At 71.6% G+C, this 21,376-nt stretch carries 23 protein-coding genes; 9 read left to right on the plus strand and 14 right to left on the minus strand.

Translation table 11 applies throughout. The features are described from left to right. Positions 1 to 50 precede the first annotated feature (50 nt). The gene (locus ABZ810_RS25600; RefSeq protein ID WP_358407244.1) at positions 51 to 773 is read left to right on the plus strand and encodes a helix-turn-helix domain-containing protein; all 723 of its coding nucleotides are present in this window, start codon (positions 51 to 53) and stop codon (positions 771 to 773) included. Here ABZ810_RS25600 and ABZ810_RS25605 read toward each other — a convergent pair. From ABZ810_RS25605 to ABZ810_RS25620, 4 genes are all read right to left on the minus strand, one after another. Next, a complete protein-coding gene (locus ABZ810_RS25605) occupies positions 770 to 1,786 on the minus strand; it encodes an NAD-dependent epimerase/dehydratase family protein (RefSeq protein WP_358407246.1) in 1,017 nt (338 codons plus the stop codon). The two genes, ABZ810_RS25600 and ABZ810_RS25605, sit on opposite strands and share 4 nt — an antisense overlap. A gap of 2 nt (positions 1,787 to 1,788) precedes the next feature. After that, positions 1,789 to 2,799 (minus strand): aspartyl/asparaginyl beta-hydroxylase domain-containing protein, encoded by a 1,011-nt coding sequence (locus tag ABZ810_RS25610; protein WP_358407248.1) that lies wholly within the window; start codon positions 2,797 to 2,799, stop codon positions 1,789 to 1,791. Positions 2,800 to 2,813: 14 nt separating this feature from the next. Beyond that, the gene (locus ABZ810_RS25615; RefSeq protein ID WP_358407250.1) at positions 2,814 to 3,941 is read right to left on the minus strand and encodes a hypothetical protein; all 1,128 of its coding nucleotides are present in this window, start codon (positions 3,939 to 3,941) and stop codon (positions 2,814 to 2,816) included. Positions 3,942 to 4,161: 220 nt separating this feature from the next. Continuing rightward, complete coding sequence (locus tag ABZ810_RS25620) at positions 4,162 to 4,296, minus strand: hypothetical protein (protein ID WP_358407252.1); 135 nt, start codon at positions 4,294 to 4,296, stop codon at positions 4,162 to 4,164. A 64-nt stretch (positions 4,297 to 4,360) separates the two neighbouring features. Here ABZ810_RS25620 and ABZ810_RS25625 point away from each other — a divergent pair, with 64 nt between their 5' ends. Continuing rightward, a complete protein-coding gene (locus ABZ810_RS25625; protein WP_358407255.1) occupies positions 4,361 to 4,492 on the plus strand; it encodes a hypothetical protein in 132 nt (43 codons plus the stop codon). A 550-nt stretch (positions 4,493 to 5,042) separates the two neighbouring features. Next, a complete protein-coding gene (locus tag ABZ810_RS25630; RefSeq protein ID WP_358407257.1) occupies positions 5,043 to 5,609 on the plus strand; it encodes a hypothetical protein in 567 nt (188 codons plus the stop codon). A 149-nt stretch (positions 5,610 to 5,758) separates the two neighbouring features. Here the strand turns inward: ABZ810_RS25630 and ABZ810_RS25635 are convergent, their stop codons facing one another. Next, entirely contained in the window at positions 5,759 to 6,337 is a 579-nt protein-coding gene (locus ABZ810_RS25635) for a hypothetical protein (protein ID WP_358407260.1), read from the minus strand. A 341-nt stretch (positions 6,338 to 6,678) separates the two neighbouring features. On the opposite strand from ABZ810_RS25635, the gene ABZ810_RS25640 reads away from it, so the two are divergent. Then, positions 6,679 to 7,608, plus strand: a complete 930-nt coding sequence (locus ABZ810_RS25640) for a helix-turn-helix transcriptional regulator (RefSeq protein WP_358407263.1) — start codon at positions 6,679 to 6,681, stop codon at positions 7,606 to 7,608. Between the two features lie 374 nt (positions 7,609 to 7,982). Here ABZ810_RS25640 and ABZ810_RS25645 read toward each other — a convergent pair whose 3' ends face one another. From ABZ810_RS25645 to ABZ810_RS25655, 3 genes are all read right to left on the minus strand, one after another. Next, positions 7,983 to 8,537, minus strand: a complete 555-nt coding sequence (locus tag ABZ810_RS25645) for a snapalysin family zinc-dependent metalloprotease (protein ID WP_358407265.1) — start codon at positions 8,535 to 8,537, stop codon at positions 7,983 to 7,985. Between the two features lie 142 nt (positions 8,538 to 8,679). Then, the gene (locus tag ABZ810_RS25650; protein ID WP_358407267.1) at positions 8,680 to 9,561 is read right to left on the minus strand and encodes an EamA family transporter; all 882 of its coding nucleotides are present in this window, start codon (positions 9,559 to 9,561) and stop codon (positions 8,680 to 8,682) included. After that, positions 9,555 to 10,223 carry a phenylalanine--tRNA ligase beta subunit-related protein gene (locus ABZ810_RS25655; protein ID WP_358407270.1) on the minus strand — a complete coding sequence of 223 codons (669 nt, stop codon included), beginning with the start codon at positions 10,221 to 10,223 and terminating at the stop codon, positions 9,555 to 9,557. Before ABZ810_RS25655 ends, ABZ810_RS25650 begins: the two co-directional genes overlap by 7 nt. Positions 10,224 to 10,351: 128 nt before the next feature. Here ABZ810_RS25655 and ABZ810_RS25660 point away from each other — a divergent pair, with 128 nt between their 5' ends. Next, complete coding sequence (locus ABZ810_RS25660) at positions 10,352 to 10,915, plus strand: helix-turn-helix domain-containing protein (protein ID WP_358407272.1); 564 nt, start codon at positions 10,352 to 10,354, stop codon at positions 10,913 to 10,915. Between the two features lie 171 nt (positions 10,916 to 11,086). After that, the gene (locus ABZ810_RS25665) at positions 11,087 to 12,094 is read left to right on the plus strand and encodes a hypothetical protein (RefSeq protein ID WP_358407275.1); all 1,008 of its coding nucleotides are present in this window, start codon (positions 11,087 to 11,089) and stop codon (positions 12,092 to 12,094) included. Between the two features lie 202 nt (positions 12,095 to 12,296). On the opposite strand, the gene dnaN is transcribed toward ABZ810_RS25665, so the two are convergent. After that, positions 12,297 to 13,460, minus strand: a complete 1,164-nt coding sequence (dnaN, locus tag ABZ810_RS25670; RefSeq protein ID WP_358407278.1) for a DNA polymerase III subunit beta — start codon at positions 13,458 to 13,460, stop codon at positions 12,297 to 12,299. Between the two features lie 145 nt (positions 13,461 to 13,605). Between dnaN and ABZ810_RS25675 the strand changes: the two genes are divergently transcribed. Further along, positions 13,606 to 14,133 carry a DUF3995 domain-containing protein gene (locus tag ABZ810_RS25675; RefSeq protein WP_358407279.1) on the plus strand — a complete coding sequence of 176 codons (528 nt, stop codon included), beginning with the start codon at positions 13,606 to 13,608 and terminating at the stop codon, positions 14,131 to 14,133. Here ABZ810_RS25675 and ABZ810_RS25680 read toward each other — a convergent pair. From ABZ810_RS25680 to ABZ810_RS25700, 5 genes are all read right to left on the minus strand, one after another. Continuing rightward, positions 14,130 to 14,660 carry a methylated-DNA--[protein]-cysteine S-methyltransferase gene (locus tag ABZ810_RS25680; RefSeq protein ID WP_358407282.1) on the minus strand — a complete coding sequence of 177 codons (531 nt, stop codon included), beginning with the start codon at positions 14,658 to 14,660 and terminating at the stop codon, positions 14,130 to 14,132. The two genes, ABZ810_RS25675 and ABZ810_RS25680, sit on opposite strands and share 4 nt — an antisense overlap. Positions 14,661 to 14,680: 20 nt before the next feature. Beyond that, complete coding sequence (locus ABZ810_RS25685; protein WP_358407284.1) at positions 14,681 to 16,177, minus strand: AlkA N-terminal domain-containing protein; 1,497 nt, start codon at positions 16,175 to 16,177, stop codon at positions 14,681 to 14,683. A gap of 104 nt (positions 16,178 to 16,281) precedes the next feature. After that, on the minus strand, positions 16,282 to 16,770 hold the full coding sequence (locus tag ABZ810_RS25690) for a hypothetical protein (protein ID WP_358407286.1): 489 nt from the start codon (positions 16,768 to 16,770) through the stop codon (positions 16,282 to 16,284). Beyond that, positions 16,767 to 17,633, minus strand: a complete 867-nt coding sequence (locus tag ABZ810_RS25695; protein ID WP_358407288.1) for an alpha/beta hydrolase fold domain-containing protein — start codon at positions 17,631 to 17,633, stop codon at positions 16,767 to 16,769. Before ABZ810_RS25695 ends, ABZ810_RS25690 begins: the two co-directional genes overlap by 4 nt. Positions 17,634 to 17,640: 7 nt before the next feature. Continuing rightward, positions 17,641 to 19,086 (minus strand): MFS transporter, encoded by a 1,446-nt coding sequence (locus tag ABZ810_RS25700; RefSeq protein WP_358407290.1) that lies wholly within the window; start codon positions 19,084 to 19,086, stop codon positions 17,641 to 17,643. A gap of 157 nt (positions 19,087 to 19,243) precedes the next feature. Between ABZ810_RS25700 and ABZ810_RS25705 the strand changes: the two genes are divergently transcribed. Together ABZ810_RS25705 and ABZ810_RS25710 are read left to right on the plus strand one after the other, a co-directional pair. Then, entirely contained in the window at positions 19,244 to 20,110 is an 867-nt protein-coding gene (locus ABZ810_RS25705) for a helix-turn-helix transcriptional regulator (RefSeq protein WP_358407293.1), read from the plus strand. Continuing rightward, positions 20,107 to 21,252 carry a class I SAM-dependent methyltransferase gene (locus ABZ810_RS25710; RefSeq protein WP_358407294.1) on the plus strand — a complete coding sequence of 382 codons (1,146 nt, stop codon included), beginning with the start codon at positions 20,107 to 20,109 and terminating at the stop codon, positions 21,250 to 21,252. Before ABZ810_RS25705 ends, ABZ810_RS25710 begins: the two co-directional genes overlap by 4 nt. The last annotated feature ends 124 nt before the right edge of the window (positions 21,253 to 21,376 follow it).

Raw genomic sequence — 21,376 nt, forward strand, 5'->3', positions numbered from 1 at the left:
CACCACCTCCGACCAGCCCGCACGAGACCTTCGACAGCCAGCTGACGGCCATGCGCGCCACTCCGGTCTCGCAGGCCAGAACCGAGCTCCACCGCGCCATCGCCGAGAGGACCCGGCCGATGTCACCGGACGTGCTCGCGATCATCCGGGCACCCGACGCGGTCGCCCGCCTCGGTGTCGGTCTCGAGATGGCGTGGTGTGAACTGATCGAGCCGGAATGGCCCGTGATCCACGCCATCCTCGAGCAGGACCTGCTCCATCGGGCGGGGCGCCTGTTGGCGTTCGGCTGGGCGGAGGCCGTCGAGGACCTGTCGCCGCGCGTTCGCTGGAGCGCGTACGAGGAGGGCGGGTCGATCGAGGTGGAGGTCCCCTGGGAGCAGCGAAGTCCCTCGGACGGCACCGGACTGCTGTTCATCCCGACGATCTTCGGGGCGCTGGCGTTCAGCACCGACCCGCCCTGGCACCGTGCGGTGGTCTACCCCTCCCGCGGAAGGGCCGTTCTCGGAAATCAGCGCGCCGACTCCGGCTGCGACGCGCTCAGCAAGCTCATCAGCCGGACGCGAGCCGAACTCCTCGAGGCGATGCACCAGCCCGTGACCACGACCCAGCTCACGCGCCAGCACCAGCGCAGCCTGGGCAACGTCGGTTACCACCTGTCCGTGCTGCGCAAGAGCGGTTTGATCACCAGCTCCCGGAACGGCCAGGTCGTCCTCTACCGTCGCACCAGCCTGGGCGACGCTCTGATCGCGGCGAACGACGCGAGCCGGCGCTAACAGGGACGGGACGTCTCCGCACGCAGAGCGGCGAGAGCCCGTCGTTCTCGACGCGGGTCGAGCCCCACGCCCTGCCTGCCCGGAGGCCGGGGCGGCTCCCCCTCGGCCTGGAGCCACGCCCAGGTGTCCGCCACGGTCGCACGTACCGGGCGGCAGACCAGTCCCGCCTCGCAGGCAGCGGTCACGTCGCCGTCATGCCAACCGCCGTGTTCCTCGTCGTCCGGCAGCCAGATCGGCAGGTCGGTGAATGGGCTGATGTCCTGCTCGCGGATGAGGCCGGCAGGGGCCCAGACGAGTTCGGCGCCGCCGCGGGTCACGTCGATCACGGTGCCCAGCAGCTCGCCCATCGTGGTGTGGCCCGGTCGGCTGATGACGTTGTACGTTCCGCCGATGCGGCGGTCGGCGGCCGACAACATCCATCCGGCGAGGTCACGAACGTCGACGTACTGCACCGGCTGATCGGGGGCGCCCGGCGCCAGGACCGGTCCGCCACGTCTGGCACGGCCCAGCCACCATGTCAACCGGCCGGTGTTCTCGTACGGGCCCAGCACCACACCGGCGCGGGCCGCCAGGGCCCGGTCGCCGAAAGTCTCGACGGCGGCGAGCTCGCCGCCCCGTTTGACCCTCCGGTAGTCCCCCACCGCGCCGTCGTCGGGAGCGGCGTCGACCACCGGGGCCCGTTCGTCGGCGCGCCGGGGAATCGGCCAGGTATAGACCGATCGGCTCGACACGTAGCCATAGTGGTCGACGCGGTCGGCGAGCAGCCGGCAGGCCTGCTGCACATGGACGGGTGCACCGGTCCAGGTGTCGATGGCGGCGTCCCATTCACGGTTGCCCAGCACGCGCCGCACACTTTCCGGATCGAGGCGGTCGGCGACTAGCGGGGTCACGCCGTCCGGGGACGGGCGGCTCGACCCCCGGTTCAGGACGGTGACCTCGTCGCGGCGCCGCAACGCCGCCTCGACGATGGCACGGCCCACGAAATGTGTGCCGCCGAGGACGAGCAGTCGCATGGCTACTGCACCGTCGTGGTCATCGCGGGAAGACACGGCCGTTGTCCAACGATCGTGGTCTCCGCGACAGTGGCGGCGCCCTCCCGGAACCGCCAGGTGACGACCGGGGCTCGTCCAGCGGCGGCGTCGATGGTCAGCGTGTGGGCGTCGGTCCAGCCCGCGTACCGGAACGTGTGCTCTCCGGTATGGATGAGCGTCGCCTCCAGGCCGTCGGTCGTCGACAGGTTCAGGCGCCCGTGCTCACCGGCGGAAACGGTGACGACGCAGCGGTCGTCGGCGGAGGCCCGCCAGGGCTCGTCGGCGAAGAGGTGCTCGCCCACGGGAATCTTGAAGACATGGGTGAGATCGGGACAGTCCGGCAGGGGGACCTCCGGCCTGTTGTGCAGGATGCGGTCCTTGCCCAGCCGCGCCAGGAAACCGGGCGGGAAGATCTCGGTGACCTGGGGGCTGACTTCGATGTCCACCACGAGATGAACGCGGGCCAGCGTTCCGTCATTGGTGACATGGTGGAGCCGGGAGAAGTCGCCGTACCACAGTTCCCCCGGGCGCCAGTGGTGCCGCTTGCCGTCGATCGTGATGAAGCACCGGTCGTTGGTGGTGATGGGGATGTGCAGGCGGATCCAGCCGAAGGCGAATCCACTGGGATGGTCGCGGTGGACATGGGTCGATCCGCCCGGCGCCAGCTCCAGGAGTGAGACTTGGCGGTGGTTCCCGGGGAGGCCGCTGAGGATCTCCTGGACATAGGGAACACGCTCGAAGGCCGGGGTGTACGCGAAGTCGAGGACCCCCGGGCCGCCGGGGTCGGTGCGTGAAGGCCGACCCCCCGGGCTCCGCAGGGGAAGGCACGACCACCCGTTCGAGGAGCGCGGAGCGCCGGGGCCGCCCGCGGTGGACGAATATCGTGTCTTGGCGGCCCAGGAGGCTCGTGAGACGTTCGCCAAGTCCTGAACAAGCCGCTCCACGTCGTAGCCGGACCGCAACTTCACGGCCTCCGGCGAATCATGGGTGGTCACTTGGTCGCTCCTTCCTATGAGCGCACGGTGTCGGACCCGGCCCCTCTGTCGCCGTTGTCGACGCGGCAGGACTTGACGTACTCCTCCTTGGCCTTGGCCACCTCACGCGCGATGACCCCGCAACAGTCACCGTCGATGTCCTGATCATCGATTTCGTGTTCGACGATCGGCGGATGGGTGCTGGTCGAGAAGTCCATGAGCCCGGTGGAACGGATCACCTCGTCGCCGTCGATCGTGACCGTGGAGTCCGAGGTGATGAGGTCCAGGTGGATCTCGCACAGGTAGGGCACGACCTCGATCTTCTGCCCGTGCTGGCCGAGACCCAGGTGAACGCCGGGACGTCGTTCGTTGATGTGGGAGTTCATGGGAATGAAGTCCTGGACGCCGACGTTCGTCCCGAACCCGAGCTCGCCGATGCGCTCGGCGTTCTCCCGCGAGAGCGCATGTTCCATGAGCCGTGAGATCACCGGGCTCGGGCATGAATGCGAGACGACCCGGCCGTGCTCGATCTCCAACGTAACCGGGTGGTCCCGGAGCCGTGCGTCGGTCCTGGTGAAAGCGGTCACGTTGAACGCGCCGTCCGCGACGAAGGTCCCGTTGATGTCGGCGGGAAAGGTGCTGATCTCGCCGGCCGGCAGGATGACGAACGTCCCCTCCCGCCAGACGCCCCGGTTGCTCAGCCATCGGTAACGAGACGAGTCGACCGTGACCTCGAGATCCGTCCCGCTCGACGACTGGATGCGGAGGTGGCCTGCCGGCATCATCCTCGTGAGCATCCCGCCGTTGATCGAGGAGAGAAGCTGTGGCGTCACGTTGACGGCGTGCTCGAAGAACTCGGGCGAGGCGTTGATGAGCCTGAAGACGGCGGTCCTGGACTCGTCGTAAGGGGCGAGCGTCCTGCGCAGCTTCAGCGAGTGCGACATCGAGTCCTTCTCGATGGTCATCAGGACCAGCCGTGACCGCACGTCATCGGGCCGGGTGAGCAGACCGCGAAGCCGAGCCTCGAGCCCGTCGTCGGTCTCCGCGTGCATTCCGGCCACGCGCGTGGCGATTCCGCGCACCTGGAGATCCGCGGCCACCCATGCCGCCGACTCCCGCGCGTCTCCGGTATAGAGAATGTAGACGTCATCGTCAGGCTGCACTGCGACGTAATGGTCGAGAAACCTGGTGACTCCACCCTGTGCGGCCGGTGAAGGCTTCCGGATTTCTGCGACCCGGGCGGTGGTTTCGGTCACGGTCTTTCACTCCCGGTGGCTGCAGAGATTGTGTGCCGTGAGGCTGGGCTTGCGGCGCACCGGGCCGCCACCGAACGGCGGCCCGGTGCGTGTGTACTTCGCGATGTCAACAGAGCGAAATACGGTGTCAGTGGCAGTCGATGGCCCAGGCCACCCGCGAGTCACCGTCGGCGACAATGTCGCTGGAAACGTCACCGAGTGACGTCAGGTCGTCTGCGGGCATCTGTGCGAGAGCGGCAGCAAGGGCATCTTCGTAAGCCATGATGTGCACCTCCTTCGTACTGTGGACTTTTGATCCCTGCGGACTCAGTCTTGGTGACCGTTAAATGCTGATCCAGACCCAGTTGGGCCGCCTGATGGCGACCCTGTACCTAGGTGTCGCCGATGTCACCGTTGCCGTGCACTCGAAGCAGCTGAAGCAAGTTGTCGGCGCGATAAAACCGGCCGCTGGCCACTGACAACAGGCCATCGGTAGGAACCGGTCGAGGCGTACACCATAGGTTCGACCAAATCGCTCCTGGATGCCACTCTGGGGCAAATTTTGGTGGCCTGGCCGGCATTCGGAATGCTGAAACGTGAGTATCCGTAAGGCACTCCAGCAAGTGGTGAACCATCTGAACATGGCCGCTGCTGGAGTGCTGGGCAACCTCATCGCCGCCGGCGACCTGGAGTTGGCTGGGCAACTGCACTGAGGTATGGATCGGCACGACTACATGTCCGACCGGCCTGTGGGTTCGAATCCCACCACCACCGCCACTTATACCGGCCGTTCACCTGGCCTGACGCTATGAGGGTGGGACCCCTGGGTCCCGCCCTCAGCGTTTTCCAGTCCCAGTTCTGGTCTCAGTGCGGGTTGAGGCCCAACAACTGGGCCGTCACCACCGAAATGCGACAGGGCCGAAGCTGTACAGTCCCGTTTGGCGGGCGCTGGGGTGGGTCCAGGACGTTGCCCGGTTGCACGGGCCCGGCCATGGCATCGGTGTGGTCCGCTGTGGAGGTGAGCAGGGAATGACCCGCGGCGCGAACCCATCCGACTCCGACCAGGACTGGGCGGACTTCTGGATCAACCTATGGCCGGCATGGCGACGTGTGCTCGCGGGCACCGAGTCGTCGACACCTCCGCCCGCCGACCCGATCCTCGGGCGTCGCCGCCTCACGACCGACTACACCTGGGTGGGAACGTTCGAGCCGGTCAGGTACCTCACTGCCGTGACGCAAGCCCTGCTGTGGGACGAGAACGGCATGGACCTGCGTCCCCTGACGGGCCGCCGCTGGGAGCTGCTCCTGCTGGGCGGTCCGGCGGTGGTCGACATCGGCGAGCTGAGCGGCACCCCTGTCGACCACCTGATCCTGACGGTGGTCGACGTGCGGGATCCCGCACGGCTGCGGGAGTTGCCCGGTCTGAGATCCCTCACCCTGACGCACGGCGATTTCGGCGAGCTCCCGCCCCTCGACCACCTCACCGAGCTGCACACCTACGGCCAGGTGACCGTCGACACCACCCACAACCCGAGCCTGCGCGTCACCCACCACGACGAGATCTACCTCCCGCCCTTCGGCCCCGCCGACGTCTGACCAAGCAAGCAGGCGACGGCCCACCCGCCAGCTCACGGAGCCGCGCGAGGCCGGTGCCGTGTGCGGGTTGGGGGGTTCTTGGGGCCGGAAAGGCGAGAACGCCCCGGGGCGAGGGGGAGACACCGGGGCGTTCTCGTGCACCAGAGTGGTCAGCGAATGTTCTTCGGGCGGTGCGCCTTGTACTGGCTGCCCTTGGCCAGGCCGTACGTGCGCTTGCGGTAGTCGGTGCCGTAGCCGCCGCGCTGCTCGTACGCCCAGTAGGCGGTGTGCTTGCTGTTGGCCCACTTCTCGAAGATGACGACGTGCCGGGTGGTGTTGCTCCCGATCGCGTCGATGACGAGGTCACCCTTCTTCAACTGGGACATCTTGATGCGGGTGCTGTACGTCTTCGAGGCCAGGCCGACGGTGTTCGGCCCGGGCTTGGGGAGCCGCAGCGTCATGGACGCGTAGCCGGAGCAGTCGGTGCGGTAGCCGCCGTGGGTGCGGTTCTGGCTGTAGCGCACCCGCTTGCTGGTGTGGGGGTGCCAGGTCTTGGCGCGGGAGATGACCTGCGCGCGGGTGACCTTCGGGACCGCGGCGGCCGCCACGGTCTGGTTGGTCGCGGTCTGGGCGACCGGCGCCGCACCGGACGGCTTGGTGTCCGCGGTCGCCCCGTACACGGCGAACGCCGTACCGCCGGCGAGTGCCATCGAGGTGACTCCGATGAGAATGGCTCGGGGAGCAGCCATGAATGTCCTCCGTCACAGATTGCGGAATTGCGCCTTCGGTGGCGCCGAATGGGCTCGTCATCGATCGACCCGGCAGACTTTATGGAGGACTCGCAGCACCTCGCCCCGAAACGACTGGAAGTTGGGACATGGAGACACGTTCACCGCGCTGACCAGCAGAGACGTAGGTCTCGTGGGACAGGAGTGGGACAGGAAATCACTATTCCAAGGACCCCTGACGTCACAATTCGTTAGGAGTGAATAACACAGTGTGATCTTGTGTATTCCGCCGCCCCATTGGCTGTCACGCGGCATAGTGTGTGCGGCCGTAGCCGCGCCCTCGTGACCTCGGGAGTGAACGGATGAGCCGAAGCCGACCACCGGCTCCATTGCGCGAAGACCTGCCGGAGGCCGTACGCGTCCTGCTCACCGAGCTGCGCACGCTGAAGGAGGAGGCGGGCTATGACCTGCGCGCCCTCGAACGCAAGACGCACGCGAGCCGATCGTCCTGGGGACGGTGGCTGAGCGGCGAGACCTGGATCCCGCTCGACTCGGTCACCTCGCTCGCCGCCCTGTGCGGCGCCGACCAGCGCCGCCTCGAAGTGCTCTGGGAGGTGGCGGACCAGGCGAGACGTTCACCTGAGCCGGAGCCCGCCCCCGTCGAGGCCGCACCGCAGGCGTCGGCACCCGCCAAGGCGGGTTCGCGCCGCCGTACGTCCCTCGTCATCGCCGTGGGCGTCGTGGTGGGCGCGACCGGGGGAACGGCGCTGGGCGCGGCGTTGAAAACGGAGGAGCCGCAGCCGCGCTCGTCCACCAGCGTGCCGCAGAGCGTCTCACCGGCCACCGTCAAGAAACCCGTCGCGAACATCTCCCGCAACCACGCCCTCGCACGTGCCCGCACCTGGAAGCCGCGCACCGCCAACCGGATCCCGTACGACCAGGCGGCCAGCTACCAGGGCTACCGAACGGACGGCTCGGGCTACGCGTCCATGGCGCTCCGCCTGCCGAAGCCGGGCCCCAACTCGGCGAGCCTGCTGGCGTCGTACTGCCGCGTCATCCCCGCGTCGCGGCTGGAGCCCGGCGACCTGATCGTCAACGCCACCGGCGGCGACGGCAAGCGCGAAGTGATGATCTTCGAGAAGTGGACGAGCCGCTCCCACAAGTCCTACTGGGTCTTCCAGCAGCGGCGCGGCTACGGCACCGACCACCTGATCCGCCGCGACGTTCCGGAGCCCGCCAGCAGCCACCGCGCCTGCCGCCCCCACAATCTCCCCCCGGGCCCACCCAGCTGACCACCGCGCGTTCGAGATGCCGCGCCTGAGCGGTGGCCCGCGTCGGGGCATGGCGCTGCGCGGTACTCCCGCGAGGTCGCGGAACGGGACCCGTCGTGGGCGTGGTCGGCGTGCGACGTGCCTTTGAGGCCGCGGAGCGGGACCTGATCGTGGTGGCGCCGGTCGGCGGTCGAGGTGCCGCGGGGGCGAGCGCTGGTCGGCGTTCGGTACGGCGCGGGCGCCTTGAGGTTGCGGGGTGGGAGCGGTCCGGAGTAGCCCTGGTCGCCGGGTGCGAGGGGCCGGAAGAGAGGGGCCGTGCGGGGGTCGCCGGCGCGCCTTGGGGGTCGGGTGAGGGCCGTGGGCGGGGAACGCGGTCCCCGCCCACGGGCTCACGGTCAGGGGGCGTCTACGAGGACGCTTCCGGTGCGGGTGGCGGGGACGGTGGTGCCGGCGTAGTTGCGGTCGACTCCAGCCCTTTCGGTGGCGTTGGGGAGGGCGTTGGTGCAGGAGACGCCGCCGGTCGAGCCGGACATGAGGGAGGAGCACGGGCCGGGCTTGCGGTCGGGCAGGCCGAGGCTGTGTCCCATCTCGTGCGAGGCGATCCGGGTGGGGTTGTAGCCCTGCTGGACGGCCTGGCGGCCGAACCAGATCGTGACGCGGCCGCCGGGGCGGACCGGGCCGAGGTTGGCGCGCGGCCAGCCGTTGTCGGCGATGACCACGATCTCGGCCCGCCGGCCGGCGGGGGCCTTCGTGATCCGGACGTTGGTGACGCTGGAGTTCCAGGCCTGGGCGCCGGCGGCCACCGCGCTCTTGAACTCGGCCGCCTGGCTGTCGTCGTAGTAGAGGGTCGTGGCCAGCGCCGCGGCGGAGTTGGCCGCTGGGGCGATGGTCAGGGTGAGGGTGACGGCGGTGGCACCGATCAGGGCTCGCACGCCTTGTCGTCGCAGCATTGCGGGGGCCTCCTCTGGGCCTTAACTGCGGATGACCCGGGTCAGGACGGCCTGAGCGTATTTGTAGCGATTTGGCCCAACAAGTGGCGTGATGTGTCGCAAAAACCGGCGGTCCACTGTCAGATGTCCGAGTCAGGCGTGGTCAGCCGACGGTCACGAGCGCGACTCCGGCGGCGGCGAGGGCGAGTCCGAGTTGCTGGACCGTGCGGAGGCGCTCGCTGTAGGCGATCCTCGCCATCAGGACGGTGACGGCCGGGTAGAGCGAGGTCAGCACGGCCGCCAGGCTGAGCAGGCCGTCGCGGACGGCGAGGAAGTAGAGCACGTTGGCGCCCGCGTCGAGCGCGCCGGAGATCAGGGCGAGCGTGATGAGGACGCGGCCCGACACCTTGGGGCCGGTGTCGCCGCCGCGCAGGCGGAAGAGGACGACGAACGCGGCGACGACGACCAGCAGGTTGCCGAGTCTCGCGGCGACGAGCGGCCAGAGACCGGCGCCGTCGCCGGCCTCCTTGAGGAGGATGAAGAAGATCCCGAAACAGGCGCCCGACACGGCCGCCATGACCGGGCCGCTGTCGAGGTGGCGGCGCAGGCCGGTGGCCTGGACGTCGGCCGCCTCCGGACGTCCCTCCTCCATGCTGACCAGGCCGATGGCGACGAGGCACAGGGCGACGCCGAGCATGACGGCGGTGTCGAGCCGTTCGCCGCGCAGGACGCCGACGACGACCGGCAGCAGCGAGGCGGTGAGCGCGGAGACGGGCGCGACCACGCTCATCGGGCCCTTGGCGAGCGCTCGGTAGAACGTCATGAGGCCGGTGCCGCCCGCGAGGCCGGCGCCGAGACCCCAGGCGAGGGAGCGTGTGTCAGGGGTGCCGCCGGTCAGCAGGGTGCCGGCCAGCACGAGGGCCAGGCCGGTGGGCACGCACCAGAGGAGGGCGCGGAGGGCGGTCGACCGCCGCGCGACGGCGCCGCCGAGGAAGTCGGCGACGCCGTAGGCCAGGGCCGCGCTCAGGGCGAGCGCGGTCACCATCCGATCAGCCGCCTCTGGATCCGTACGCCTGGGGAGATGGTGCGCAGCCGGGCGGCCAGGTCGTCGCCGGCCTCGCGCAGGCGGTCGAGGGGGTACGGCTCGAGGCGTTCGAGCAGGAAGAGCACGTTCTTGGTGTCCTCGGTGACCCGGGTGCGGACGCACTGCCGCCAGTTCCACCGCCGGCAGGTGACGCCGTCGTCGTCGCGCCACACGACCTCGCCCGCGGCGGGGTGCTCGACGGCGGGCTCGCCGCTCGCGATCACGTCGAACGTCTCGTCGCCGGTCGCGCGGACGAGGCGGGCGGGGCCGCGGTAGCCGTCCAGGTCCTCGCCGCCGATCGGCAGCACGTACTCCACGCTGACCGCGTTGTAGGCGTCCACGACCTTGTTGATCACGGGCAGCGCGTCGGCCCGCCGGATCAGGGCGTCGACGGAGGGCTTGGTCCGCTTGGGCTTGGCGCCGAACGCCTGATAGGCCTCCCGCCAGGCGAGCACGTGCGGGTCGGTGTCGGCGTCGGGGGCACGTTCGGCCGCGGTGGCCAGCCAGCCCGCCGCCACGTCGTCGCTCGGGCCGTTCACCAGGCCCTCCGCGGTCATGGCCAGGACGGCGAAGTCGGGACGCAGCTCGCGTACGGCCTGGTCGACGATGATCTGATCCAGCATGGGGCGTCCCTCCTCGGTGCGGCAGCCGCCGTCCGGCCGTTCCGACACGGTCATTTTAATGCACTCTTGATACCACTATAACGACCGACTGCCGGCGGGCTCTAACCTGGGCGGGACGGGAGGCCGGCGTGAGCGAGCAGGAACTGATCGGCGAGGCGGTCGCCAGGACCGTGCGCTCCCTGCGCGCCCGGCACGGCTGGAGCCTCGACGAGCTCGCGGCCCGCGCCGGGGTCAGCAAGGGCGTCCTGGTCGGCCTCGAACAGGGCCGCGGCAACCCCAACCTGAGCACGCTGATCCGGGTCGCCGACGCGCTCGGCGTCTCGCTGACCCACCTCGTCCAGGTACGGGAGGAGCCTCTCATCCGGCTGTTCCCCGTCGACCGGCACGTGGTGTTGTGGCGCGGCCCGGACGGCGGCAGCGGAACTCTCCTAGCGGGCAGCGATCCGCGGCCGTCCCTGGAACTATGGGACTGGACGCTCAAACCCGGAGAGGTCAGGGAGAGCGAGGCGCACATCCCTGGCACGAAGGAACTCATCCACGTACGGCACGGCAGGCTCACACTGGACGTGGACGGTCACCGCACCGTCCTCGAGGCCGAAACGGCCGCGGTGTTCGTGGGTGACCGACCACATGCGTACGGCAACGAAACGGCCGCTGACGTGCGCTTCACCCTCGCCGTACTGGATCCGTGACCGCGCATGGCGGGGCACGCTGGAACGAGCCCTCACCACTCATTCGTTGCAGGTTCGTCCGGACGCTTGTCAAGCCACCCGTCTCCGGTCGATGATCCGGCACGAGACATGCCATCTCTCCCAAAGGGGCCATAAGCGGTGAACCGACGAGAGAGCCATGATCGCGCCGGTGTGAAAAGCGCGGTGATGGTGCTCCCCGGCGGGGCCACCTGGCGAACGCTCGCCTCACCGGTCGTCGAGGCACCACACCTGCTTTCGGGCGTCGCGGCCGCGTCGCCCGCCGAGATCTGGGTGGCGGGCCACGCGGGCCAGCAGCCGCTGCTGGCCCGCTGGGACGGCGCCGCCTGGACGGTACCGAGCGGCCCCGAGCCCGACGCCGCGCTGATCGGCGCAGGCGTCCAGGGCGTCGCACTGACCTCGGGCCCGGTGCGGGCCATCGCGGTGGGCGGCGGGTACGACCGGCTGCGCGGCGCCGAGGTCCCGCTCATCAGGCACTGGAACGGCTCGTCCTGGTCGGCCGCCGACACCCCGGAGCCCGCCACCGGCTACGTCCTCACCGACGTGACCGCGGCCGGCGGCGAGGCCTGGGCCGTCGGGCACGGCTTTCCCTGGGGCGTCGCGGGCACCGTCGCCCTCCACTGGACCGGCACGGACTGGCTCCCGGCGGCCATGCCCGAGATCCCCAAGGGCAAGCTGCTCGCCGTCTCGGCCCTCGCGGCCGGCGACGTCTGGGCGGTCGGCGCCGACGACCGGTCCAGCCTGATCATGCACTTCGACGGCCAGGCCTGGACGCGCGTCCCCGCGCCGGCGACCCGCTTCCCGCTCACCGACGTGACGGCCGTGGCGCCCGACCAGGCCTGGGCGGTGGGCCGCGACCGCGTCCTGCACTGGAACGGCCGCAGGTGGAAGCGCGTCAAGGCCCCCGTGACGGCGGCCAACACCGTCGCCGCCTCCGCCCCCGACGACGTCTGGGTCGCGGGCGGCGAGGGCGAGCTCGCCCACTACGACGGGCACCGGTGGACGGTCACCGCCGTCCCCCGGCCCAACGGCGCCACCACGGTCTGGCTGGCCTCGACCGCGACCCCCGACGGCGTCTGCCTGGTGGGCTCCCACCAGGTCGTACGCACCGGCCAGGTCGACAGCGACTCCGCCATCAGCGCCCAATCAACCGACAACTAGGGCGTCTCTCAACGTCGACCGCCCTACTCCGCGACGCCCAGGCACGCACCTGGACGCCGCTCGCCACGGGCGCCGACTTCGAGACACTCCCCGGCCTCTCACGCGCGGTCCGCGAGCAAGCCCGCAGACGCGACCCGTCGGCAGGCGCGTAGCAGGCAGGCGCGGCAGGTGTGAACTGCGGCTTGCAGGCCCCTGGGGATGGTCAGTTGTTGAGGCGGATGGGCATGAGGAGGTAGCGGAAGCCGGTGTCCTCGGTGGTGTCCTGGGGGTCGCCCGCGTTCTCGTCGTCCGCGTCGCGGTCGGGGATGCCGGTGAGGAGCGCGGGCTTGGTCGGGCCGGTGCACTGCAGGCGGGCCCACTCGGTGCGGATGCCGGCGAGCCCGTCGAGGAGGTACTGCGGGCTGAACGCGATGTCGATCTCGTTGCCGGTCATGCGTACCGACTGAGACTCGTTGGCACGGGCGGAATCGCCGGACGCGGCCCTGATCTGCACCTCTTCGGCGGAGAAGGCGAGCCGGACCGGGGTGTTGCGTTCGGTGACCAGCGCGACGCGCTTGAGCGCCTCGACGAACGGCGCCGTCCGGACGCGGGCCTCGGTGGTCCAGTCGCCGCGGAGCCGGCTGCGGTAGTTGATGTACTGGTCGTCCAGCAGGCGGGTGGTCATGCTGCGGCCGCCGCTCTCGACGCCCACCAGGGTGTCGGCGGCGCCGGCCAGGTCGACGACCACCTCGTCGCCCTGGCGGATCGCCTTGGCGGTGTCGGCGAGCGTCTTGGCGGGGACCACGATCCCGGCCTCGAAGCCGGACTCCGACGGCGACCAGGTGAGCTCGCGGGCGGCGATCCGGTAGCGGTCGGTGCAGGCGAGCCACATCGTGTCGTCCTCGAGATCGAGCCGCACGCCGGTCAACATGGGGAGGGTGTCGTCGCGCCCCGCGGCGGGCGTGACCTGCGCGACCGCCTCGGCGAAGACGTCGCCGGGCACGGTGCCCGCGCGGGCGGGCGGGGACGGCAGCGTCGGGTAGTCCTCGACCGGCATGATCTGCAGCCCGAACTCGGCGCTGCCGCAGCGGACCACGACCTCCGAGCCCTTGGTGGCGAAATCCACAGGCTGTGGAGGAAGGTTGCGCACGATGTCGGAGAGCAGGCGGCCCGGCACCAGGACGCGCCCAGGCTCGGCGACGTCGGCGTCGATCCGGGCCTTGGCCGAGACCTCGTAGTCGAAACCGGCGAGCACGAGCCCGCCGTCTTCGGTCGCCTCGATGAGCATCCCGGCCAGCACGGGCAGCGCGGGCCGGCTCGGCAGGGTGCGCGCCGCCCAGCCCACGGCCTCGGCGAGCTTCTGCCGTTCGACTCGGAACTCCACCATGACCGTCCCCTCACCTCTCGCGTGCAACACGAACGTTAATCGCAGCCAGGGACAAAACCGGACGCGCCCGATTCACCCGTACGGGGGACCCGGCCCGCTCCGCCGGGGGAAGCGCCGTTCCTCCGCCGCCGCGACGCTTGACGCCATGACCACCAGAGTGATCGATCCCACCCGCCACAACGTCGTCCACAGGGGTGGGACGGGCCGTTCCCGCCTGCGGACGGGAGCCGCGTACGCCGCCGCCGGCTGGGGTGTGCTGTTCGCGCTCGTCCACGTCTACTGGCTGGCCGGTGGACGGGCCGGCCTGCCCTCCGGACAGTCGATCTTCGACAGCACGGCGCTGCTGGTCATCGACGTGATCGCCATCCCGGTGTCGTTCGCGGCGGCCGCTCTGGCGCTCGCGTTGACCAGGCCGTGGGGCGGGCGTTTCCGCCGCCGGACGTTGCTGACCGGCGCCTGGGCGGCGGCCGTCCTCATGGTCGTGCACGCGCTGCCGACCATGATCGACTGGGTGGCGCTGGCGGCGGGGGAACGGACGGCCGGCGAGCTGACCGCGGAGGAGCGTTTCGTCACGTTCCTGTACGAACCCTGGTTCCTGGCCGGGGGCATCCTGTTCGCCCTGGCGGCCTTCGCTCACCGGCGCGCCACCCGCCTCGGCACCGGGCCGTTCTAGAAGAGGGTGGCTGAGGCGGCGGAGCCGGACTCGGCCCGGACGCCGTTCTCGAAGTCGAGCAGGCGCCGCTTGCGCTCCACGCCGCCGCCGTAGCCGGTGAGGCTTCCGGTGGAGCCCACGACGCGGTGGCACGGGACGATGATGCTGATCGGATTCTTGCCGTTGGCAAGGCCCACGGCCCGCGAGGCGGCGGGGTTGCCGATACGTTCCGCCAGCCGGCCGTACGAGATCGTCTCGCCGTACGGGATCTCCTGGAGGGCCGCCCACACCGTCTGCTGGAAGGGCGTTCCCCGCATCGCGAGCGGCACCTCGAACGTGGTCAGCTCGCCCGCGAAGTAGGCGGTGAGCTGCTCGACCACCGGGCCGAACGGCACGGCGCCGCTGTCGGGCTCACGGTCGCCGAAGGTCTCCTCCTGGGGGCGGTGCCGCTGGAGGTTCATGTAGAGCCCGGAGAGCACGCCGTCGGTGGCCACCAGGGTCAGCGGCCCGTACGGGCTCTCCATGACGGTGTGCGTGCGGTGTGACATCGTCGTCGATCCTCTCGCGTTCAGGCGGCGGGGAGCCGGTTGATGGCATGGTCGCCGGTCGCCCACAGGTACTGGACGGCGTAGGCGCGCCAGGGGCGCCAGGCGGCGGAACGTTCGGTCAGGGCGGCGGGCGTCGCGGGCAGGCCCAGGTCGCGGGCCGCCGCGCGGACGCCGAGGTCGCCGGGGATGAAGGCGTCGGGGTCGCCGAGCGCCCGCATGGCGATCGTCTCGACCGTCCACGGCCCGACGCCGGGCAGCGCGGCGAGCCGGGCGCGGGCGGCGGCCCAGTCGCTGCCGACGCCGAGGTCGATCTCGTCCGCCGCCAGGGCGGCGACCAGCGTGGTCAGGGTCGTACGCCGGGACTGCGGGAACGCCAGCGCGGCCGGGTCCAGCTCCGCCAGCGCCGCCGGGTCGGGGAACAGACGGGTCAGGCCGCCGCCTTCGGGGTCGGTGACCGGTTCGCCGTGGGCGGTGACCAGGCGGGCGGCGTGCGTGCGCGCGGCGGCCGTGGACACCTGCTGGCCGAGCACCGCGCGGACGGCGAATTCGGCGGCGTCGACGGTGCGCGGCACGCGGCGGCCGGGCGCCTTGCCGACCAGCGGTGCGAGCACCGCGTCGGTGCTCAGCAGGTCGTCGACGGCGACCGGGTCGGCGTCCAGGTCGAGCATGCGGCGGCACCGGCTGATCGCGATGGTCAGGTCGCGGACGTCGGTGAGCGACAACGTGCAGGCCACGTGGTCGGGCAGCGGGCGCAGGGTGGCGATGCCGTACCCGTTCGGCAGCCGCAGCGTCCGCCGGTACGCGCCGTCCCGCCATTCCTCCACGCCCGGCACGGCGGTCGCGGCCAGGTGGCCGAAGAGGTTGTCGGGGCAGAGCGGGGCGCGGAACGGCAGCCGCAGCGTCAGGGTGGCGACCGACTCCCCCGCGGCGGCCGGCTCCGCGGCGGGACGGCCCCGGGCGACGCGGTCGCGCAGCCGGCTCGGGGTGAGCGCGAAGACCTCGCGCACGGTGTCGTTGAACGCGCGGATGCTGGCGAACCCGGCGGCGAACGCCACGTCGCTCATCGGCAGCGCGCTCGTCTCGATCAGCAGCCGAGCCGTCTGGGCCCGCTGTGCCCTGGCGAGGGCGAGCGGCCCGGCGCCCAGCTCGGCCTGGAGCTGGCGTTCGATCTGGCGGGTGCTGTAGCCGAGGCGGGAGGCGAGCCCGGGCACGCCGTCGCGGTCGACCACGCCGTCGGCGATGAGCCGCATCGCGCGGGCGACGACGTCGGCGCGCTCGTTCCACTGGGGCGAGCCGGGGCTCGCGTCGGGGCGGCAGCGCTTGCAGGCGCGGAACCCGGCCTGCTGAGCGGCCGCCGCGCTCGGGTAGAAGCGCATGTTGGCGGGCTTGGGCGGGACGACGGGGCAGCTCGGCCGGCAGTAGATCCCCGTGGTCACGACCCCGGTGAAGAACCACCCGTCAAAGCGCGCGTCCTTGGATTGCACGGCCCGTACGCACCGCTCGACATCCTCATGCATGCCTCCAGCATTACCGAGGCAGGCGGCTTCCACTAGCGAGAATCCGACATCACCCTCCGGCGCCGGAGATCACCGACCGGGCACTATCCGGGCGTCAATACCGGTCAGCCACCCTGGTCACGCATGACGGCGGGCACGATCCGGTAGTCGCGCTGGAAGACGAGATTGTGCAGGTCGGCGGCCACGATGGCGCGGAACGTGGGCAGCGCGGCGGCGGCCTGCTCGGGCGTGAAGACGTTGAGCGGCCAGTCGCCGAGCGTCGCGCCGCGCAGGTGCGGATGGTGGAACCCCGCCCCGTAGAACGCCATGATCGTGATCGGCTCGACGCCGCCGGCGCGCTGCTCCGGCCAGCTCAGTGTCCACACGCTGTGGACACCGCCGTCGGGCGAACGCCCGGGACCCGTGGCGGCGATCGTTCCGGTGCCGTCGAGGAGCTCCGAGTCGATCTCTCGCAGGGCGGTCCGCGCGTACGGGTCGATCAGTTCTGAGGCCTCACGGAAGAGGCGTTCCTTCTCCCGCCGGGACACCGCGCCGCCGTGCGTGCCGTCCCGCAGGTCGGCGAAGTGCCGCAGCAGCTCGCTGGTGGTGCTCATGACGTGCTCCGTTCGTAGGTGAGGGCGTAGGTGGCGGCCAGCCAGCGGCGCATCCCGGGCTCGACGAGGAACACCCCATGGCGGGCCCCGGCGAACTCCCGGAAGGTGACGGCGTTCCCGGCCTCGCGCAGCCGGCGCGCGTAGCCGCGTACGTCGTCGGCGACCGGGTCGGCGGTGCCCACGGCGAGGATCGCCGGGGCGAGCCCGCCGAGGTCGTCGGCCTCGGCGGGCGTGCTGTACCAGGGCGTGGCGTGGGTGAGGGCCGGATGCCGTTCGCCCGTTCCCCGGTAGGCCCGCCAGGCCGCCATCAGGCCGGCCCGGCTCGGGTGGGCGTGGGGGGCACGGTGGTACGAGGCGGCCCGCGCCGCCGGGTCGATCGGCGGGTAGGCCAGTACCTGCGCGGCCAGCCGCGGCCTGCCGAGGTCCCGCCAGGCCAGAGCCGCCGCGGCGGCCAGCGTGGCGCCCGCGCTGTCGCCGCCCACCGAGATCGGGCCGTCGGTCAGGGCGAGCGCGAGGTCCATGGCGGCCAGCACGTCCAGGAGCGCCGCCGGGTGCGGGTGCTCGGGCGCCAGCCGGTAGTCGACGCTGACCACGGTGGCCGAGGCCGCACGGGCCAGGTCGGCGGTCGCGTGATGCCAGCCGGCCGCCGAGCCCGCCGTCCAACTGCCGCCGTGCGCCCACACCAGCCACCCGCGCGGCGCCCCGTCCGCCTGATAGATGCGAACGGGCACCCGCACCCCGGCGCCGGCCCCCGGCGCCATCACCGACGCCACCCGGACCCCGTCCGTGCCGGCCAGTGCGCGTGCAGCGGCATCGGCGGCACCGGTGGTCTTGACCGCCTCGTCGTTCAGTTCGAGATCCATGGCGGTGTCAGTCCTCGGCGCCGGGCGTGGCGCCGGTCGTGGCGGGGCGGCGGAGGAACACGGCTGCCAGCACGGCGCCGGTGAGGGTCAGGGCGGCGTTGACGGCGGTCGCGGCGTGGATGCCGCCGAGGATGCCGCCACCGTGCGCCGCGGTGAGGACGGCGCTCATCACCGGGATGCCCAGGGTGATGGCGACCTGCTGGGTCATGGTGGCGAGGCCGGTGGCCAGCCCCTGTTCGTGATCGGGCAGGCCGGAGGTGGCGATGCCCATGAACGCCACGATCGCCACGAGGTTGCCGAACCCGCCGACGGCGGTCGCGATCAGCATCAGCGCCAGCCCGTCGCGGGACGTGCCGAGGCCGAGCAGCGTGGCGGTGGCCACGGCCTGGAGCGCGAGCCCGGCCGCCAGCGTCCAGCGGCCGCCCAGGCGGGTCATGATGCGCGGCGCGGCGACACCGCCCGCGAACGTGCCCGCGCCGAGAACGCCCAGCGCGAGCCCGGTGGCGAGCGCGGAGAACCCCAGCACCTGCTGGAGGTAGAGCGTCATCAGGAAGACCAGCGAGGTCTCGGTGGCGAACGCGATGAAGCCGCCCACGTTCCCCCAGGTCACCGTGCGCTTGGCGAGCACGCGCAGCGGCACCAGCGGGGCGGGTGCGCGGCGTTCGGCGAACCAGAACGCCGCGAGGAGAACGGCCGCGAGAACGAGGGCCCCGAGCGCGAACGGATCGGACCAGCCCCGCTCGCCCGCCGCCGTGATCCCGTACACGAGGGCGAGCAGCCCGCCGGTCACGGTGATCGCGCCGGGAACGTCCAGCCGGCCACCCCGCGCCGCCCCGGTCGCCGACCTGGCCTCCGTGATCACGAGCGGCGCCACCACCAGCACGAACACGGCGATCGGAACGTTGATCAGGAAGGCCCAGCGCCAGCTCAGCAGGTCCGTGAGCACCCCTCCGAGCACCGCGCCCGTGGTGAACCCGGCCGACATCAGGGCCCCGCTGAGGCCCAGCGCCCGGTTGCGCAGCGGCCCCTCCGTGAACGAGGTCGTGATCAACGACAGCGCGGCCGGGGTGGCGATCGCCGTCGCCAGGCCCTGCAGGACGCGTCCCGTGAGCAGCAGCGCCGGGGACGTGGCCAGCCCGCCCAGCAGCGAGCCCACGGCCAGCAGCGCCATCCCGGCGAGCAGCATGCGACGGCGGCCGAACAGGTCCGCGACGCGGCCGAAGAGAAGCGTGAAGCCCGCGGCGGGCAGTGCGAACGCGGTCGCGATCCACTGCAGCGAGTCGAGCCCGAAGCCCAGCCCCTCGCCGACGACCGGCAACGCCACGTTCAGGATCGAGAAGTCGATGGCGAGCATGAACTGCACGCCGAGCAGCAGCACCAGAACCAGCCGCTGCCGTGAGGTCATCCGGTGGGTCGCGGCGGGTGTCGCCGCGACATCGGTCAAAGTCGTCATGCCCCCAAGATCGGCCGCCGCGGACCACCCACCCAGCCCCCGCTCGTTCGTACGCCCGCCGTGCCTACCACCACCAGTGGCAGCCACCAGTAGCAGCCACCACCCGCTGCCGGGCGGGGGCGGGGGCGGGTCGCGGGTGGGGCTACGCTCGGTGTTTATGGCGGAGGGGAACGAGCTGGGGGAATTCCTCAGGTCTCGGCGGGCTCGGCTGCGACCTGATGAGGCGGGCCTGCGCTCGTACGGTGGGCGGCGGCGGGTGCCGGGGTTGCGGCGGGAGGAGCTGGCCCAGCTCGCCGGGGTGAGCGTCGCCTACTACGTCCGGCTCGAGCAGGGCAACGCCGACAACGTGTCCGCTGAGATCCTCGACGCGATCTCGCGGGCGCTGCGGCTCGGCGGCGACGAACGTGACCACCTGCACCGGCTGGCGCATCCGCCGCGCATCGGCCACCGCGGAGGTCCGCCCCGGCTGCGTCCGCCGCTCCAGCATCTGCTCGACTCGATCACGCACGCCCCGGCGTACGTCGTCGGGCACTACACGAACGTGGTCGCGTGGAACCGTCTCACCGCGGAGATCTTCGTCGACCTGGCCGAGGTGACGCCGGAGGAGCGGACCTGGACGCACCAGATCCACCTCAACGCCGGCTACCGGGAACGGCTGGGCGGCAACTGGGAGGCGGTCGCCTGCCGCAACGTCGCTCACCTGCGGTTCCGGGCGGGCCAGGATCCGGATGACCGGCGGCTGCGCATGCTGATCGACGAGATGCTGGAGCGCGGCGGCGACTTCCGGCGGCTCTGGGACGAGCACCGGGTCGTCGACCTGACGCACGGGGAGGCGCGGATCACGCACCCGCGCGTCGGGGCGCTGGTGCTGCCGTTCGAGACCCTGCACCTGCCCGGCGATCCCGACCTGAGCCGGCTGATGATGTACGCGGCGGAGCCCGGTTCGGTGGACGAGGGCAAGCTCGCCGACCTCGCCGCGTCCTCGACCCGCCGTTCGAGTTCCGACCTGGTCGGAGCCGCATGAACGCGGTCGTCGAGTGGACCGAGGACGGGGCTCCGCGTTCGGCGCGCTGGCGTTCGGAGAGCGGCGCGGCGCCTCCCCGCCGCGTCGTGATCGCCGACGACGCCACCACGGCGGACGACGCGTACCGGCTGGCCTGCGAAGGCACGGCGCTGCTGTGGCGCGGCGACTTCCAGAACGCGCGGCAACTGCTCCAGGCCATGATCCGCCGAGCCGATCGGACGCCGCGCAGGGCCGGGCGGCGCCGGCGGTCCGCGCCCGAGCCGTCCCAGGTGCAGGCGTTCCACCTGCACAGGCAGGCGCAGGCGCAGCGTGCGCGCACGCTCGGGATGCTCCTGATCCAGGTCGACGCCGGGCACGTGATCGCGCTGCGGCGGGCACCGGACGTCGTGCAGGCCTGCACGGAGGCCCACGGTCCGGCCGGCGAACCCTACGTGACCTCGCTGCGCGAGTTGCAGGGGCTGATCGGCGCGCACGAGTGGCGCAAGAAGGGCGTGCCGATCCCGGCGCTCGGCGGCGACCGGATCCATCCGCACTACGGCGTGTTCTCACCGGTCAGGGGCGAGTACGTGGACCTGGTCGCGGAGGCGCCGCTGCCGCCGGGCGACCTCGCGTTCGACATCGGGACCGGTACCGGGGTGCTGGCGGCGGTGCTCGCCCGGCGCGGCGTCGGCCGCGTCGTGGCCACCGACCAGGACTCGCGCGCCCTGGCATGCGCGCGGGACAACGTGACCAGGCTCGGGCTGGCCGATCGGGTGGACGTGGTCGAGGCGGACCTCTTCCCGCCGGGCCGCCGTGCCCCGCTGGTGGTCTGCAACCCGCCGTGGCTGCCCGCCCGTCCGAGTTCGCCGCTGGAGTACGCGGTGTACGACCCGGACGGGCGGATGTTGCGCGGCTTCCTCGGCCGACTGTCCGACCATCTGGAACCGGGCGGCGAGGGCTGGCTGATCCTCTCCGACCTGGCCGAACACCTGGGCCTGCGGACCCGCGACGACCTGCTCGCCCTGATCGCGGACGCCGGCCTCGACGTGGTGGACCGCCTGGACGTCAAGCCCCGCCATCCTCGCGCCGCCGACGCGAACGACCCCCTCCACGAGGCCCGCGCCGCCGAGGTGACCTCTCTCTGGCGCCTCACCGGCACCTAGCCGCTCTGGTTTCACGTCAAACACTCGCGCGCTCCAGGCCAGGCGGGAGCCTCCGGACCGGCGGCCCGTCGCCTCGCCCGGGAACTGATCCGGGCGCGCAGCCCAGGGCTGCCGGTCCTAGCCA

The sequence above is a fragment of the Spirillospora sp. NPDC047279 genome (assembly GCF_040643285.1).
Lineage (GTDB): Bacteria > Actinomycetota > Actinomycetes > Streptosporangiales > Streptosporangiaceae > Spirillospora.

Bases quoted from the DNA above. Each gene is read 5' to 3' on its own strand.
- ABZ810_RS25635 (WP_358407260.1), bottom strand. From the start codon at position 6,337: ATGGCTGCTCCCCGAGCCATTCTCATCGGAGTCACCTCGATGGCACTC.
- ABZ810_RS25710 (WP_358407294.1), top strand. From the start codon at position 20,107: ATGAACGCGGTCGTCGAGTGGACCGAGGACGGGGCTCCGCGTTCGGCG.
- ABZ810_RS25690 (WP_358407286.1), bottom strand. From the start codon at position 16,770: ATGAGCACCACCAGCGAGCTGCTGCGGCACTTCGCCGACCTGCGGGAC.
- ABZ810_RS25630 (WP_358407257.1), top strand. From the start codon at position 5,043: ATGACCCGCGGCGCGAACCCATCCGACTCCGACCAGGACTGGGCGGAC.
- ABZ810_RS25640 (WP_358407263.1), top strand. From the start codon at position 6,679: ATGAGCCGAAGCCGACCACCGGCTCCATTGCGCGAAGACCTGCCGGAG.
- ABZ810_RS25625 (WP_358407255.1), top strand. From the start codon at position 4,361: ATGCTGATCCAGACCCAGTTGGGCCGCCTGATGGCGACCCTGTACCTA.
- ABZ810_RS25675 (WP_358407279.1), top strand. From the start codon at position 13,606: ATGACCACCAGAGTGATCGATCCCACCCGCCACAACGTCGTCCACAGG.
- ABZ810_RS25700 (WP_358407290.1), bottom strand. From the start codon at position 19,086: ATGACGACTTTGACCGATGTCGCGGCGACACCCGCCGCGACCCACCGG.
- ABZ810_RS25600 (WP_358407244.1), top strand. From the start codon at position 51: ATGCGCGCCACTCCGGTCTCGCAGGCCAGAACCGAGCTCCACCGCGCC.
- ABZ810_RS25705 (WP_358407293.1), top strand. From the start codon at position 19,244: ATGGCGGAGGGGAACGAGCTGGGGGAATTCCTCAGGTCTCGGCGGGCT.
- ABZ810_RS25695 (WP_358407288.1), bottom strand. From the start codon at position 17,633: ATGGATCTCGAACTGAACGACGAGGCGGTCAAGACCACCGGTGCCGCC.
- ABZ810_RS25645 (WP_358407265.1), bottom strand. From the start codon at position 8,537: ATGCTGCGACGACAAGGCGTGCGAGCCCTGATCGGTGCCACCGCCGTC.
- ABZ810_RS25605 (WP_358407246.1), bottom strand. From the start codon at position 1,786: ATGCGACTGCTCGTCCTCGGCGGCACACATTTCGTGGGCCGTGCCATC.
- ABZ810_RS25650 (WP_358407267.1), bottom strand. From the start codon at position 9,561: ATGGTGACCGCGCTCGCCCTGAGCGCGGCCCTGGCCTACGGCGTCGCC.
- ABZ810_RS25685 (WP_358407284.1), bottom strand. From the start codon at position 16,177: ATGCATGAGGATGTCGAGCGGTGCGTACGGGCCGTGCAATCCAAGGAC.
- ABZ810_RS25620 (WP_358407252.1), bottom strand. From the start codon at position 4,296: ATGGCTTACGAAGATGCCCTTGCTGCCGCTCTCGCACAGATGCCCGCA.
- ABZ810_RS25680 (WP_358407282.1), bottom strand. From the start codon at position 14,660: ATGTCACACCGCACGCACACCGTCATGGAGAGCCCGTACGGGCCGCTG.
- dnaN (WP_358407278.1), bottom strand. From the start codon at position 13,460: ATGGTGGAGTTCCGAGTCGAACGGCAGAAGCTCGCCGAGGCCGTGGGC.
- ABZ810_RS25655 (WP_358407270.1), bottom strand. From the start codon at position 10,223: ATGCTGGATCAGATCATCGTCGACCAGGCCGTACGCGAGCTGCGTCCC.